Annotated in this window: 7 protein-coding genes; 3 read left to right on the top strand and 4 right to left on the bottom strand. The window is 74.9% G+C overall.

Annotation, left to right across the window (positions count from 1 at the left end; translation table 11 throughout):
* Nucleotides 1-9: 9 nt before the first annotated feature.
* The 4 genes from ACH4T9_RS28055 to ACH4T9_RS28040 form a co-directional block, all read right to left on the bottom strand.
* Nucleotides 10-10,125, bottom strand: coding sequence for a type I polyketide synthase (locus ACH4T9_RS28055; RefSeq protein ID WP_396674136.1), 10,116 nt, complete (start codon nucleotides 10,123-10,125; stop codon nucleotides 10-12).
* A gap of 497 nt (nucleotides 10,126-10,622) precedes the next feature.
* Complete coding sequence (locus tag ACH4T9_RS28050) at nucleotides 10,623-11,849, bottom strand: helix-turn-helix domain-containing protein (protein ID WP_396674137.1); 1,227 nt, start codon at nucleotides 11,847-11,849, stop codon at nucleotides 10,623-10,625.
* Between the two features lie 116 nt (nucleotides 11,850-11,965).
* On the bottom strand, nucleotides 11,966-12,331 hold the full coding sequence (locus ACH4T9_RS28045) for a hypothetical protein (protein WP_396674138.1): 366 nt from the start codon (nucleotides 12,329-12,331) through the stop codon (nucleotides 11,966-11,968).
* A complete protein-coding gene (locus ACH4T9_RS28040) occupies nucleotides 12,324-12,758 on the bottom strand; it encodes a DivIVA domain-containing protein (RefSeq protein ID WP_396674139.1) in 435 nt (144 codons plus the stop codon). The genes ACH4T9_RS28045 and ACH4T9_RS28040 overlap by 8 nt, the downstream gene beginning before the upstream one ends.
* Nucleotides 12,759-12,958: 200 nt before the next feature.
* Between ACH4T9_RS28040 and ACH4T9_RS28035 the strand changes: the two genes are divergently transcribed.
* From ACH4T9_RS28035 to ACH4T9_RS28025, 3 genes are all read left to right on the top strand, one after another.
* Entirely contained in the window at nucleotides 12,959-13,726 is a 768-nt protein-coding gene (locus ACH4T9_RS28035) for a Scr1 family TA system antitoxin-like transcriptional regulator (RefSeq protein ID WP_396674140.1), read from the top strand.
* Nucleotides 13,723-13,917 carry a DUF397 domain-containing protein gene (locus tag ACH4T9_RS28030; protein ID WP_396674168.1) on the top strand — a complete coding sequence of 65 codons (195 nt, stop codon included), beginning with the start codon at nucleotides 13,723-13,725 and terminating at the stop codon, nucleotides 13,915-13,917. Before ACH4T9_RS28035 ends, ACH4T9_RS28030 begins: the two co-directional genes overlap by 4 nt.
* A gap of 126 nt (nucleotides 13,918-14,043) precedes the next feature.
* Complete coding sequence (locus ACH4T9_RS28025; RefSeq protein ID WP_396674141.1) at nucleotides 14,044-14,415, top strand: GntR family transcriptional regulator; 372 nt, start codon at nucleotides 14,044-14,046, stop codon at nucleotides 14,413-14,415.
* The last annotated feature ends 94 nt before the right edge of the window (nucleotides 14,416-14,509 follow it).

Raw genomic sequence — 14,509 nt, 5'->3', positions numbered from 1 at the left:
CATGCCGGATCAGGCCGAGCCGAGTTCTTCGTCCAGGAAGCTGAAGATCTCCTCGGCGGACGCCGAGGACAGGCTCTCGTCGTCGCCGGTGGCGTCCTGGGCACCGGAGCCGGTGTAGGTCCACAGGGAGAGCAGTTCGCGCAGCCGGTCGCCGACGGCGACCCGGTCGGCGTCGCCGTCCGCCACGGTCCGCATGACGTGCTCCAGCTTGTTCAGCTCGCCGAGCACCGTCAGCGCGGACGTGCTCCGCTCGGCCAGCAGCGCGCCCCGCAGGTGCTCGACGAGGGCCGCCGTGGTGGGCCGGTCGTAGATCAGCGTGGACGGCAGGCGCAGGCCGGTGGCCGCGTTGAGGCGGTTGCGGAACTCGACGGCGGTGAGCGAGTCGAAGCCGAGTTCGACGAAGCCGCGTTCGGCGTCGATGGACCGGATCGAGGCGTACCCGAGGACGGCGGCGGCGTGCGTGCGGACCAGGTCGGACAGCACCTGGTCGCGGTCGGCCTCGGCGGTGGCGGCGAGGGTGTCGCGCAGCGCCGCCGCCGGGTCGCGCTCGGCGGCGCGGGCCGCGCCCGTGGTCGCCGGGCGGACCAGCGACCGCAGCACCGGCGGCACCGCGGCGGGCCCGTGCCGGCCGATCAGGGCGAGGTCGAGGTTGACCGGTACGACGACGGGGTCGGCGAACCGCAGCGCCTCGCTGAACAGATCCATGCCCTCCTCGGCGGCGAGCGGGACGAAGCCGCCCCGGTTCATCCGGTCCTCGTCGACGTGCCCCGGCTGCCCGTCGCCGGTGTCGTTGGCCCACGGCCCCCAGGCCATGGACGTGGCGGGCAGCCCCCGGTCGTGCCGGTGCTGGGCGAGCGCGTCGAGGAAGCAGTTGGCGGCGGCGTGGTTGGCCTGCCCGGGGCCGCCGAACAGGCCGGCGGCGGAGGAGAACAGCACGAACGCGGCCAGGTCCAGCTTCTCGGTCAGCTCGTGCAGGTGCCAGGCGGCGTCGACCTTGGGCCGGAGCACGGCGTCGAACCGGTCCGGGGTGAGTGCGCCGAGGATGCCGTCGTCGAGCACTCCGGCCGCGTGCACCACGCCGCTGAGCGGCCGGTCGGCGGGGAGTTGGTCGATCAGCAGGGCCAGCGCGTCGCGGTCGGTGACGTCGCAGGCGGCCACCCGGGCGGCCGTGCCCAGCTCGGCGAGTTCGGCGACGAGCGTCGCCACGCCGGGGGCGTCCCCGCCGGTGCGGCTGACCAGCAGCAGGTGGCGTACCCCGTGCCGGTCGGCCAGCCGGCGGGCCACCAGCCGGCCCAGCGCGCCGGTCGCGCCGGTCACCAGGACGGTGCCGGCGGCCAGGTCGGGGTCGGGCCGGTCGGCGGGCGGCGGGCCGAGCCGGGTCAGCCGGGGGACGCGGAGCTGGCCGGCGCGCACCGCGAGCTGCGGCTCGCCGGTGGCGAGCGCCGCAGGCAGCAGGTCGGCGGCTGCCCGGTCGGCATCGACATCGACGTTGACGTCGACCAGCACGATCCGGTCGGGGTTCTCCGACTGGGCGCTGCGCAGCAGCCCCCACGCGGTGGCGGCGGGCAGGTCGGCGATCTGGTCGCCCGCGTCGACCCGGACGGCGCCGCGGGTGACCACCACCAGCCGGGCGGTGGCGAGGGTGTCCTCGGCGAGCCACTGCTGGGCGAGCGCGAGGGTGCGGTGGCTGACCCGGTGGGCCAGCCGGGCCGGGTCCGGTTCGCCCGGGTCCGGCCCGCCGCAGGTGACGACCACCGCGTCGGGGACGGCCGCGCCGGCGCGCACCCCGGCGACCAGGGCGGCGAGGTCCGGGGACCGGTCGGCGGCGGGCCAGTCGTCGCCCAGGGCGACCAGCCGGTACGGGTTGTCGGCGCGGACCGCGTCGGGGGTGACCCAGTCGAGGCGGTGCAGGGACCGGGTGGCGGCGCGGCGGGCCGCGCTGAGCTGCTCGCCGGAGATGGGCCGCAGGACGAGGCCGGTGACGGAGGCGACCGGCGTCGCGCCGGTGTCGGTGACCGTCAACGCGACCGCCCCGGAACCGGTGGCGGTGAGCCGGATCCGCAGCTCCCGGGCTCGGGTGGGCCGGATCGTCACGCCGGTCCAGGCGAACGGCAGGCCGGGCCGGATGTCGGGGCCGCCCGTCGCGGGCGGCGGGGCGGCACCGTCGGGGCCGGGGCCGGCGACGCTGGCGCCGATGGCGTGCAGCGCCGCGTCCAGCAGAGCGGGGTGCACCGAGAAGGCGGTGGTGTCGGTCGCCGCGTCGGCGTCCAGGGCCACCTCGGCGAGGATGTCGGTGCCGGAGCGCCACGCGGCGCGCAGGGACCGGAACACCGGGCCGTAGTGGTAGCCCTGCTCGGCGAGGCGGGTGTAGAGCCCGTCGAGGGCGATCGGCTCGGCGTCGGCGGGCGGCCATACGGCCGCCGGGGCGGCGGCCGGGTCCTCGGTGGCGGCGAGCAGGCCGGAGGCGTGCCGCTGCCACTGCCGGGATCCGTCGGTGGCGTCGTCGGGTCGGGTGTGCACGGAGACCGGTCGGTGCCCGGTGTCGTCGGCCGGGCCGACCCGGACCCGCAGGTCGACGCCGCCCTCGGCGGGGATCGCCAGGGGCGCTTCCAGGTTCAGTTCGGCCACCGAGGCGGCGTCGGCGTGCCGGCCCGTCCAGGATGCCAGCTCGACCAGCGCGGTGCCGGGCAGGAGCACGGTGCCCAGCACCGCGTGGTCGGCCAGCCATGGCTGGGCGGTCAGGGAGATCCGGCCGGTGAACAGCAGCCCCTCGTCGCCGGGCAGTTCGGCGACGGCGCTGAGCAGCGGGTGGTCGACGACGTCGAGGCCGACGGCGGGCAGGACGGCCCGGTGGGCGCCGGTGCGTTCCAGCCAGAACCGGTGCCGCTCGAACGCGTACGTGGGCAGGTCTACCGGGTCGGCTCCGGCGAGGATCCGGCGGTGGTCGACCGGCAGCCCGACGGTGTGGGCGACGGCGAGGGCGGCCAGCAGCCGGGTCGGCGCGTCGCCGTCCCCGCGCAGGGTGTCCAGCACCTGACCGGGGACGCCGGCCGCAGCGAGCGCCCCGGTCAGCTCGGCGGCCGACGCCGGGTCGGGCGACAGCGCCACGAAGGTGACGTGACCGGCGGCGACGGCGGCCCGCACGGCGGCGTCGAGGGATCCCGGCCGGCGGACCCCGTCGGCCCAGTGGCCGGCGTCCAGGGACGCCGGGTCGGCCCAGCCCCCGGTCACGGTCGACAGCAGGCGGGCGGTGCCCGGCTGCGGGGCGAGGCCGGTCAGCTCGGAGCGGAGGCGGTCGGCGACGGCATCGGTCGGGTCGTCGTCGGTCGGGTCGTCGTCGTCGGTCCGGTCCGCGACGGCCCGGGCCCGCAGGGCGACCACGCGGGCCGCGTCGGGCAGGGAGAGCACGCCGGCCACGCAGGCGGCGGTGACCTCGCCGTCGGCGTGACCGAGCACGGCGGCCGGGGTGACCCCGGCGTGCCGCCACACGGCGGCCAGGGCGACGCCGACGGCGAAGGCCACGGGCTGGGCCAGCTCCGGCCGGTCCACCCAGGACCGGTCCGCGCCGGTCAGCAGGGCGGCCGGGTCGACGTCCAGCCAGGGGGCGAGGGCGGGGCCGCACTCGGCGAGCGCGTCGTCGAGGGCGGGGCACCGGCCGACCAGCCCGGCCACCGCGTCGAGGGCGGCGCGGGCGTCCGGGAGGACGAACACGGGGCCCGCCCCGTGGCCGGTGACGGCGCCGGTGAGCAGGTTGCCGGCCGGGGTGCCGGCGGCGAGCGCGTGCAGGCCGGCCAGCAGGTCCGGGGAGCCCGCGCCGAGCACCGCCGCCCGCCGGTCGAACGCCGACCGGGTGGTGGCCAGCGACCAGGCCACCGCCGCCGGGTCGAGCCCGGGGTGCTCCCGCACGTGCCGGGCCAGCCGGGTGGCCTGCGCGGCCAGGGCGGCCGTGGAGCGCGCCGACAGCGGCCACACCACCGTGCCGGCGGCGAGCAGGCCGGGGTCGGGCGCGGACACGGGAACCGCGTCGTCGGCGGCGGGCAGCTCGACGAGCACGTGGGCGTTGGTGCCGGAGATCCCGAACGACGACACGGCGGCCCGGCGGGGCCGGTCCACGGCCGGCCAGGGGCGGGCCCGGGTGACCAGCTCCACCGCCCCGGACGACCAGTCGATGTGCGGCGACGGCTCGTCGGCGTGCAGGGACGCCGGGACGAGCCCCTCCCGCATCGCCAGCACCATCTTGATCACGCCGGCCACCCCGGCGGCGGCCTGGGAGTGCCCGATGTTCGACTTCACCGAGCCCAGCAGCAGCGGCTCGCCGCCGTCGCGGCCCTGGCCGTACGTGGCCAGCAGGGCCTGCGCCTCGATCGGGTCGCCCAGGACGGTGCCGGTGCCGTGCGCCTCGACGACGTCCACGTCGGCGGTGGTGAGCCGGGCGCTGGCCAGGGCCTGCCGGATCACCCGCTGCTGGGACGGCCCGTTCGGGGCGGTCAGCCCGTTGGACGCGCCGTCGGAGTTGACGGCGGATCCGCGGACCACGGCGAGGATGCGCCGGCCCTCGCGGCGGGCGTCGGAGAGGCGCTGCACCAGCAGCATGCCGACGCCCTCGGACCAGCCGGTGCCGTCGGCGGACGCGGCGAACGACTTGCACCGGCCGTCGGCGGCCAGCCCGCCCTGCCGGGAGAACTCCTGGAACGCGGTGGGGGTGGCCATCACGGCCACGCCGCCGGCCAGCGCCAGGTCACACTCGCCCCGGCGCAGCGCCGCCCCGGCCAGGTGCAGCGCCACCAGCGACGACGAGCAGGCGGTGTCGACGGTGACCGCCGGCCCCTCCAGTCCGAGGGTGTACGCGACCCGGCCGGAGATCACGCTGTGCGCGGCCCCGGTCATCAGGTACCCCTCGACGCCCTCGGGGACCTCGGTCAGCCCGGTGCCGTACCCGGAGGTGGAAGCGCCGACGAAGACGCCGGTACGGGTGCCGCGCAGCGCGGCGGGGTCGACCCCGGCCCCCTCCAGCGCCTCCCAGGACGCCTCCAGGGTGAGCCGCTGCTGCGGGTCCATGGCCAGCGCCTCGCGGGGCGAGATCTCGAAGAACGCGGGGTCGAAGTCGGGCACGTCGTAGAGGAAGCCGCCGGCCGGGGCCTGTGCGCCGTCGAGGCCCTCGGGGATCTCCCAGCCCCGGTCGGTGGGGAACGCCGACACGGCGTCGACGCCGTCGGCGACGAGCCGCCAGAACTCCGCCGGCCCGCCGACGCCGCCCGGGTACCGGCAGGCCATGCCGACGATCGCCACGGGCTCGTCGGCGTGCACGACGGTGGTCTGCCCCGCGTCGGCCGCGTCGCCCCCGAAGACCAGCTCGCGCAGGTGCGCGGCCAACTCGGCGGGGGTGGGGTAGTCGAAGACGAGGGTGGTGGGCAGGCGCAGGCCGGTGGCCGTGTTCATCCGGCCCCGGAAGTCCACGGCGGTCAGCGAGTCGAAGCCGAGGTCCTTGAACGGGCGTCCGCGCAGCTCGTCGGAGGTGGCGTGGCCGAGGACGGCGGCGGTCTGCTCGTTGACCAGCCGCAGCAGGTCGCGTTCCTGGTCGGCGGCGGAGAGGCCGGCCAGGTGGCGCAGGGGTTCGGCGACGGCGCCCGGCGCGGGCGTGGCGGACTCCTCGGCGTCGAGCAGGGCCCGCACCTGGGGCAGGTCGCCGAGCAGCGGGCTGGGCCGGGCCACGGTGAACGCCGGGTGGAACCGGGCCCAGTCGACGTCGGCGACGGTGACGCATCCGATGGGCCGGCGGGTCGCCCGGTCCAGCGCGACGAGCGCCCGGTCCGGGTCGATCGGGGGCAGGCCCATCCGGTTGAGCTGCGCGGTGGCCACGTTCTCGGCGGCCATGCCGCCCTCGCCGCCCCAGGCGGTCCAGGACACGGCGGTGGCCGGCAGCCCCCGGCCGCGCCGGTTGACCGCGAGGGCGTCCAGCAGCGAGTTTCCGGCCCCGTACGCGCACTGGCCGGCGCTGCCCCACACCCCGGAGATGGAGGAGAAGAGCACGAACGCGGCGAGGGGACGGTCGGCGAGGCAGTCGTCGAGGTGCAGTGCGCCGAGCACCTTGCCGGCGACGACGTGGGAGAACTCGTCGAGGGTGGTGTCGGTCAGCGGGGTGAGCTGGTCGGTGCCGGCGGCGTGCACGACGGCGGTCAGCCCGGGCAGCGAGTCCAGCAGCGCGGCCACCGACGACCGGTCGGTCACGTCGCAGGTGGCGGCGGTGACCCGCCCGTCCGCGCCGTACCGTTCGAGCAGGTCGGCCATGGCGGGGGCGGCGGCGCCCCGACGGCTGGCCAGCACCACCTGCCGGGCGCCGCGGTCCAGCAGCCAGCGGGTGACGTGGCCGCCGAGCCCGCCGGTACCGCCGGTGACCAGGACGGTGCCGCCGCTCCAGTCGACGGCGGGCGCGTCGTCCACGGCGGCGGGGGCCGGCACGAGCCGGCGGGCCCAGACGCCGCCCGAGCGGACGGCCACCTGGTCCTCGCCGCCATCGGCGAGCACGGCGGCCAGCCGGCGGGCGACGGCGTCGTCCACGGTGGACGGCAGGTCGACCAGGCCGCCCCAGCGGTGCGGCTGCTCGACGGCGGCGGCGCGGCCGAGGCCCCAGACCTGGTTCTGCAGCGGGTGCTCGACCTGGTCGGCGGGGGCCGCGGCGACCGCGCCGCTGGTGACGCACCACAGGCGCGTCACCAGGTCGAGGTCGGTCAGGGCCTGGACCAGCGCGAGGGCGGTGGCGGCGGCGAGGGTGACGCCCGGGTGCTCCGGCAGCAGCCGGTCCTGGCCGGCGACGACGAGCAGCACGCCGTCGACGGGCCGTTCGTCGGCGGCCTCCCGCAGCCGGGCGGCCAGCGCCGCCCGGTCCAGGTCGGCCCCGCCGACGGTGAGCGGCTCGGCGTCGGGCAGCAGCCCGGCCAGCCCGTCGGCCCAGGCGGGGGCGTCGGCGGCGGGCAGCACGACCAGCCAGCGGCCGGTGGGCGCGTCCCGGTCGGCAACCGGCACGGGCTTCCAGGTCACCTGGTACGACCACTCGTCGGCCAGCGACCGCTCCCGGCGGGACCGCCGCCAGGAGCTGAGCACCGGCAGGGCCGGCAGCAGGGTACGCACGGAGTCGTCGTCGGGGTCGACGCCCAGCTCGCCGCCCAGGGTCTCGGCGTCGGCGCCCTCCAGGGCAGCCCAGAACCCGTCGTCGTCGCCGGAGTCGGTGGCCGCGACGGCGGCCGGCGGCGGCTCGGGCCAGAACCGCTGGCGGCGGAACGCGTACCCGGGCAGCGGCACCCGCGCGACGTCGACGCCCGCGAACAGCGCGGCCCAGTCCACGTCGACCCCGCCGCCGTGCAGCTCGGCGAGGGCGGCGAACGCGGAGCCGGGCTCGGCGCGGTCGCGGCGCAGCAGGGCGGTCGCGGCCCGGTCCTCGTCCCGGCCGGTGGCGGCGAGGATGTCGCGGGTGAGCGCGGTGAGCACCCCGCTCGGGCCCATCTCCAGGAAGGTGCGCACGCCCATGGCGCACAGCCGGTCCACCCCGTCGGCGAACCGGACGGCCTCCCGCACGTGCCGCACCCAGTATTCGGGGGTGCGCACGGCGTCGGGGTCGACGACCTCGCCGGTCAGGTTCGACACGATCGGCAGCGTCGGCGGGTGCAGCTCGACCCCGCGCAGCACGGCGGCGAACTCGTCGAGCATCGGTTCCATCAGCGGGCTGTGGAAGGCGTGGCTGACCCGCAGCGGCTTGGTCCGTACCCCCTGGTCGGCCCAGCGGCGTTCGAGTTCCTCCACGACGTCGGCGGCACCGGAGACCACCACCGAGGCGGGGCCGTTCACGGCGGCGACGGCGACCCGGTCGTCGAGGCCGGTCAGGGCGGCCCGGACCGCCTCGGCGGGGAGCTGGACCGACAGCATCGCGCCGCCGGCCGGCAGGGCCTGCATCAGCCGGCCCCGGGCGGCGACGACGGCGGCGGCGTCCGGCAGGGTCAGCACGCCGGCGACGTGGGCCGCCGACAGCTCGCCGATCGAGTGGCCGAGCAGGACGTCCGGCACGACCCCCCAGCTCTCCAGGAGCCGGAACAGCGCCACCTCGACGGCGAAGAGCCCGGCCTGGGTGAACAGGGTCTGGTTGAGCAGCGCGGCGGCCTCGCCGCCCTCGGGCGCGAAGATCACCGGGGCCAGCGGTCGGGGCAGGTGGCGGTCCAGCTCGGCGCAGACCTCGGCCAGCGCGCGGGCGAACACCGGGAAGGCGTCGGCCAGGTCGCGGCCCATGCCGCAGCGCTGCGCGCCCTGCCCGGAGAAGAGGAACGCGAGCTGGCCGCCGCGCGGCCCGGCCCCGGTGACCAGCCCGGGGGCGTCGTCCCCGGCGGCGAGCGCGCGCAGCCCGGCGAGCAGTTCGGCGCGGTCGGCGGCGAACAGCACGGCCCGGTGCTCCAGCCGGGCCCGGGTGGTGGCCGACGACCAGCCCACGTCGGGCAGCCGGAGTTCGGGGCAGGCCTCGAACTGGTCGGCCCAGCGGGTGGCCTGCGCGGTGAGGGCCGCCGCGTCGCGGGCGGAGAGCAGCACCGGCACGAGGCCGGCGCCGACGACCGGCGCGGGCCCGCCGCCGGCCGACGTGTCCGTGCCGGCCGACATGTCCGCCCCGGCCCCAGAGGTGGCGGCCCCGGCCGTGCTGGCCGCGTCGCGCCCGGCGTCGCCGTCCGCGCCGGACTCCGCCGGCCCGGGGGCGGCCTCGGCCGGCGCCTCCTCGATGATCACGTGGGCGTTGGTGCCGCTCATCCCGAACGACGACACGCCGGCCCGGCGCGGCTGCTCCCCGGCGGCCCACGGCTGGGCCCGGGTCACCAGCGACACCGCGCCGGCCGTCCAGTCCACGTTGGGGGTCGGCTCGTCGACGTGCAGCGTCGCCGGCACCGTCTCGTGCCGCAACGCCATCACCATCTTGATCACCCCGGCGACGCCGGCGGCGGCCTGGGTGTGGCCGATGTTCGACTTCACCGAGCCGAGCCACAGCGGACGGTCCGCCGGCCGGCCCTGCCCGTACGTGGCGAGCAGCGCCTGCGCCTCGATCGGGTCGCCGAGGGTGGTGCCGGTGCCGTGCGCCTCCACCACGTCGACCTGCTCGGGCGAGAGGCGGGCGCTGGCCAGGGCCTGGAGGACGACGCGCTGCTGGGACGGGCCGTTGGGGGCGGTGAGCCCGTTGGACGCGCCGTCCTGGTTGACGGCGCTGCCCCGGACCACGGCCAGCACGGGGTGCCCGTGCCGGCGGGCGTCGGAGAGCCGTTCGACGAGCAGCAGGCCGACGCCCTCGCCCCATCCGGTGCCGTCGGCGGCGGCGGCGAAGGACTTGACCCGCCCGTCGGCGGCGAGGCCGCGCTGCCGGCTGAAGCCGATGAAGGCGGACGGGGTGGACATGATGGTGGCGCCGCCGGCCAGCGCCAGGCTGCACTCCCCCTGGCGCAGGGCCTGGCAGGCGAGGTGCAGGGCGACCAGCGACGAGGAGCAGGCGGTGTCGACGGTGACGGCGGGGCCCTCGATGCCGAGGGCGTACGAGATCCGGCCGGACACCACGCTCGCCGCCGTGCCGGTGAGGACGTACCCCTCGGTGCCGGGCGGCGGCGGTTGGAGCAGTCCCACGTAGTCCTGACCGGTGGTGCTGGCGAAGACGCCGACCTGGTGGCCGCGCAGCGCGGACGGGTCGATGCCGGCGTGCTCGAACGCCTCCCACGACGTCTCCAGCAGCAGCCGCTGCTGGGGGTCCATGGCGAGGGCTTCGCGCGGGGAGATGCCGAAGAAGCCGGCGTCGAAGTCGGTGGCCGAGTCGAGGAAGCCGCCCTCGGAGGCGTACGACGTGCCGGGGTGGTCTGGGTCGGGGTGGAACAGCCGGGTCAGGTCCCAGCCCCGGTCGGCGGGGAACCCGGAGATGGCGTCCCCGCCCGAGGCGACGAGCTCCCACAGGTCCTCCGGGGAGCGCACCCCGCCGGGGAAGCGGCAGGACATGCCGACGATCGCGATCGGCTCACGGTTGGCAGCCTCAAGCTCGCCGAGCTTCCTCCTGGTCTGGTGAAGGTCCGCCGTCACCCATTTCAGGTATTCCCGTAGCGTATCTTCGTTCGCCATTGCCGCCACCTATTCGGGCCGGAAGAACCAGGCGACCCAATACCGTCCACAGACGCCTCAAGCCGCGAAGACCAGAGCCCATAAAGCCGACCACGAATTGCCAGACAGACAGCGCTGCAGCGCACACCAGGTCCTACTTACCGGAGGAAGGTATTTGGCCCCGGACAGCGCTGCCAACCCCTAGCGGGCCCCTAGCGCTGCCCCTAGGAGCAGGGCCGCAGGCTGGGACGAAGCGCCCCTCGGACGGGCACCGGCCGGTGCCCGTCGGCCGACGGGTGGGCGGGTGCGACACCCGCCCCGGCCGGCTTCGCCGATCTCGTCGACACCGCGCCCCCGCCGACCTTTTCCACTGCGGCACATTGAACCATTCCGCGTAACGATGCGTGACGTCGTGCGGTAAGCCATTCGCACAATGTTTTGAGCACGGAGCGACGAAGTGTTCCTCTCACAGACCACTGTCCGGCCCGGCCGGTGAAGGAGGAGGGGCCGGGCGGTCATCACCCGATGCCGAGGGCCGTGGCGAGCCGGGCTACGTCCGCCGGGACCGGTCCATGGCGCGTCAGGTCGGTGAGCAGCGTACGGGCCACCGGCCGCAACCGGACCTCGGCCGGTGCGGTCCGGTCCGCGTCGACCAGCGCGCGTCCGGCGGCGAGGGGGTCGCCGACCCGGAGGTACGCGCGGGTGGCGTCGAGCAGGTACGCCGCCCGGTGCTCGGCCGGTAACCGTCGCCAGTCGTCCGCGCCGACGACCTTCTCGTGCAGTACCACCGCCTCGCCGCCGGCACCCAGCTCGACGGCGGCAGCCACCCGGGCCAGCTCCACCGCCGTGGGCCCGAAGCTGGTCCAGTGCCGGTCGTGGCCCTCGCCGATCTCGTCGGCGATCCGGGCCGCCTGGTCGACCAGTTCCCGTGCGCTGCGCTCGTCGCCGAATCCGGCGGCGGCCAGGGCGGCCTGGATCAGCAGCGTCCCGCGCAGCGCCAGGTCCCGTGGCGGGCCGTCGCGCCACACCTTGGGGGCGGTGCGGTGCGCGGCGGCGATCGTGACCGACAGGGCCGGCCGGGGGCGGTCGAGGGCGCGCAGCGCCTGCCCCAGCGGCACGGTGGCCGCCGCCACCAACAGCGGGTCGCCGGTGGCCACGGACATGGCCCGGTCGGCGGCCAGCCAACCGAGGTCGCCCTCGCCGAGCTTCACCAACACCGATGACGTGATCCGATACGCCTGCACCAGCGACTCCGCCGCCCCGTCTCCGTTCCCGCCGCCGCTGGTGTGGGCGTGGGCGGCGTGGGTGTGTTGGGCTGCGCCGAGCAGCTCCGGCAGCATCCGCAGTAGTTGCGGGTAGTCGGCGTGCTGGTATGTCAGCCAGGCGTGCCGTACCCGCCGGCCCAGTTCGCCGGCCGGCGGTGCCGCCCGCACCTGCGGCCCGCTCCCCAGCGCGGTGTCGTAGCGGGCGAGGGCAGCCCGTACCCCGTCGACGCCGTACACGGCGGCGCGGGCGGCCTGCGACGGTAGGGCGTCGCGGCCGAGCAGCGCCACCGGGTCGACGCGGAGCACGGCGGCGAGGTCCTGGATGACCGTGAACCGGTCGAGGGCACGGACACCGCGTTCGACCTTGTCGACCCAGCTCTTCGACTTGCCGAGCCGGTCGGCGAGCATCTGTTGGGTCATCCGCCGCCGGGCCCGTAGCCGGGCGATTCGGCGTCCTATCGGCAGGTCATGGGTGGTCACGACGCCACCGCCGGTCGGGCACCGCCCTGGTTGTTTCGTCCGCCGGGATCCGGTCCGCCTCGGCCTGCTTGAGTAGGCGTTGCCTCGCGGCCTCCCGTTCGGCGTCCTCGGCCTGCTCACTCCGGCTCTGGGCCGGGCCGTTGTCCGTGGCGTCCATATCTCCCTGCCTTCTGATTGGGTAGGTAGCGTCGGTGCCGTTCTTGATCTTCCGAGTCGGCCGGGTGCTCCTGGACCGCCCACATCTCCAACGGTCTGCCGCACCACCCGACGAAGCGTTCGGTGATATCGGTGGTGCTCATGCCGGTGATTTCCGTGTGGGCGTCCGGCAGGTACGCGGTCATGTAGCGGACGAGCGTGCGAATGTTGCACTGACACAGCTCCTTGAGCTGGCGCTTGCGGGTCAGGCAGGGCCAGGGGGCCCCGCAGACGAGGCAGTTCCAGTCCGGTCTGGACGGGCCGTGGATCGCGGGGTAGTCAGCCATCGCCGCCTCCGTCCCCCGGCGGGCGGTGGCAACCCTGCCGGCGGGGCGAGTACGACGGCCACATGGGCGGACGCCGGTACTCACTGCGGGGCCGCTGCGCCCACGACTCGCGGGGACGCCGGCGCTCTGCTCGCAGCTCGATCGCGGCGTCGCGGTGGTGGCGGCGGGCCTCGTCCCGAGCGGCGATGACTTCCTGGTAGAGGGTGTCCAGGTCAGCCTCTACCCGGCGGAGGAACTTGCCGACTGCCTCCGGGTCGAGGCCACGGCAACCGAACCTGGTCAGCGGGAACTCCTGCCACCGGACGTCGGCCGGGGTCAGCAGGTTCCGGCGGGACTGGTAGACCGCGCCGCCCTCGCGGGTGCCGCCGACTTGGATAGAAGGCCCGCCCACGACCGGCTCGGCGGGTTCGTCTGTGCTGGGCTCCATGTGCCTCCGTCCTGCGCTGTCGAGATGGCTGGGCGGCCCGGCCGCTGTCACGACCCGGAGCGGGTGGGCAGGGTCCGGCGAGCTATCCACACCCTCCAACGGGGGGCCCGCCTACCCGACACCTTGCCGACAGCGACGGGATCAGTACACGACGTTGCCTTATGCTCAGGATTGTTCGGGACGTCCATGTTGGAGGCGGGATGAACCAGACACTTCAAGCGGCCATGACCGAGGCCGGCGAGACGGCAGAGAGTCTCGCAGCTCAGACGGGGGTAGATCCGAAGACCGCAGCGCGTTGGATCTCTCCGGGACGTGTGCCGCAACCGCGTCGACGTGTGGCGGTGGCGGCAATCCTGGGCCGGGACATAAATGACCTATGGCCTGATGTCCTGAAGCGACGCGAGCCACAGTGGCTGAGAAAATGGGTCGACTGGGAACGCGAGGCAGTCGCGCTGCGGTGGTTTGAGCACGCCTGGGTGCCCGGCTTGCTCCAAACCGAGGCGTACGCGCGAGCCACGCTGGCTCATAATCTCCTGGCTCCGAACGAGATCGAGGAGCGCGTAGCGTCGAGGTCCGAACGAAGCGCCATCCTCTTCAGCATCAAGCCCGTGCAGCTCGTCGCCGTCATCGACGTGATGGTGCTGCGCCGGCCCATGAAGAGTCACCCCGCCGCGATGAAGGAGCAGCTCGCCCACCTGGCTGAGATGGCCGAGCTGCCACACGTACAGATCCTCGTGGTGGGTGAAGACGCTGGGCTCTACCCTGGCCTACAGGGTGGATTCATCCTGGGCACCCTGGGCGACGGCTCGGTGGTCGCGCACCTCGATCACCAGGTGCGAGCGCAGGTGGTAGACCAAGCGGAGGACCTTGTTAACCTCCAGCAGACGTGGGAGGCAATCAGGGGCGAAGCGTTCTCCCGTAAGCAGTCACTGAATCTGATCAAGGAAGCAGCGCAGACATGGACATGACCGACGCCAAGTGGCATAAGAGCAGCCGCAGCGGCTCCAACGGCGGTTCGTGCGTCGAGGTCGCCGACAATTTGCCGGGCATCGTCCTGGTCCGGGACACGAAGGACCGCGAAGGCGGCACCCTCGACTTCACGCCGGACAACTGGCAGTCGTTCGTCAACCTGGCCAAGGAGATCGGGCCGGTCGGCTGACCAGCACAACAAGAGACCCCGGGTCACCCGACAAGGGCGGCCCGGGGTTGATCTGTACGCCATTCAACGCGGCGACTACATCGAAGGCAGCACCTTGCCGAAGCAGACCCTTGGTCGTCGCAGTCGTTGGTTCTGTCGCGGGCGTACTTCAGTACGTGGCGGGGTAGCCACCAGCAGACCGCAGCCGAGCCGGCGCCCAGCGATTCACCGTCTCCTCTATCGTCAGGACGGTGGAACCCTCCACACGACCTTGCGGGCCTAGACTTCTGTTCGTGCCCATACGAGCAGGCTGACTACCGCCGCATCGCTGACGGCATCGCCGGGCAGATTAAGTCCGGAGAGCTGAAGGCACACGAGAAGCTGCCCTCCACCGCCGAACTCGCAGACAAGCACCACGTTTCGCTTGCAACGGTAAACCGAGCATTCGGTCTGCTGCACGATCGCGGCTTGGTGTACGGCAAGCAGGGCAAGGGCGTTTTTGCGGCAGAGGCTGAGTAGCCGCAGCGGGGTGTGCCGGACGGCCCGCAGCGGGTACGGACGGAGATGGTTTAGCTCAGTCAACTGCGCTGAGCTGCTGCTTCTCGTCGCCGCC

This window comes from Micromonospora sp. NPDC020750 (assembly GCF_044334565.1).
Taxonomy (GTDB): domain Bacteria; phylum Actinomycetota; class Actinomycetes; order Mycobacteriales; family Micromonosporaceae; genus Micromonospora.
The sequence above is the reverse complement of the archived record's forward strand: the minus strand, read 5'-3'. Positions and strand labels throughout refer to the sequence as shown.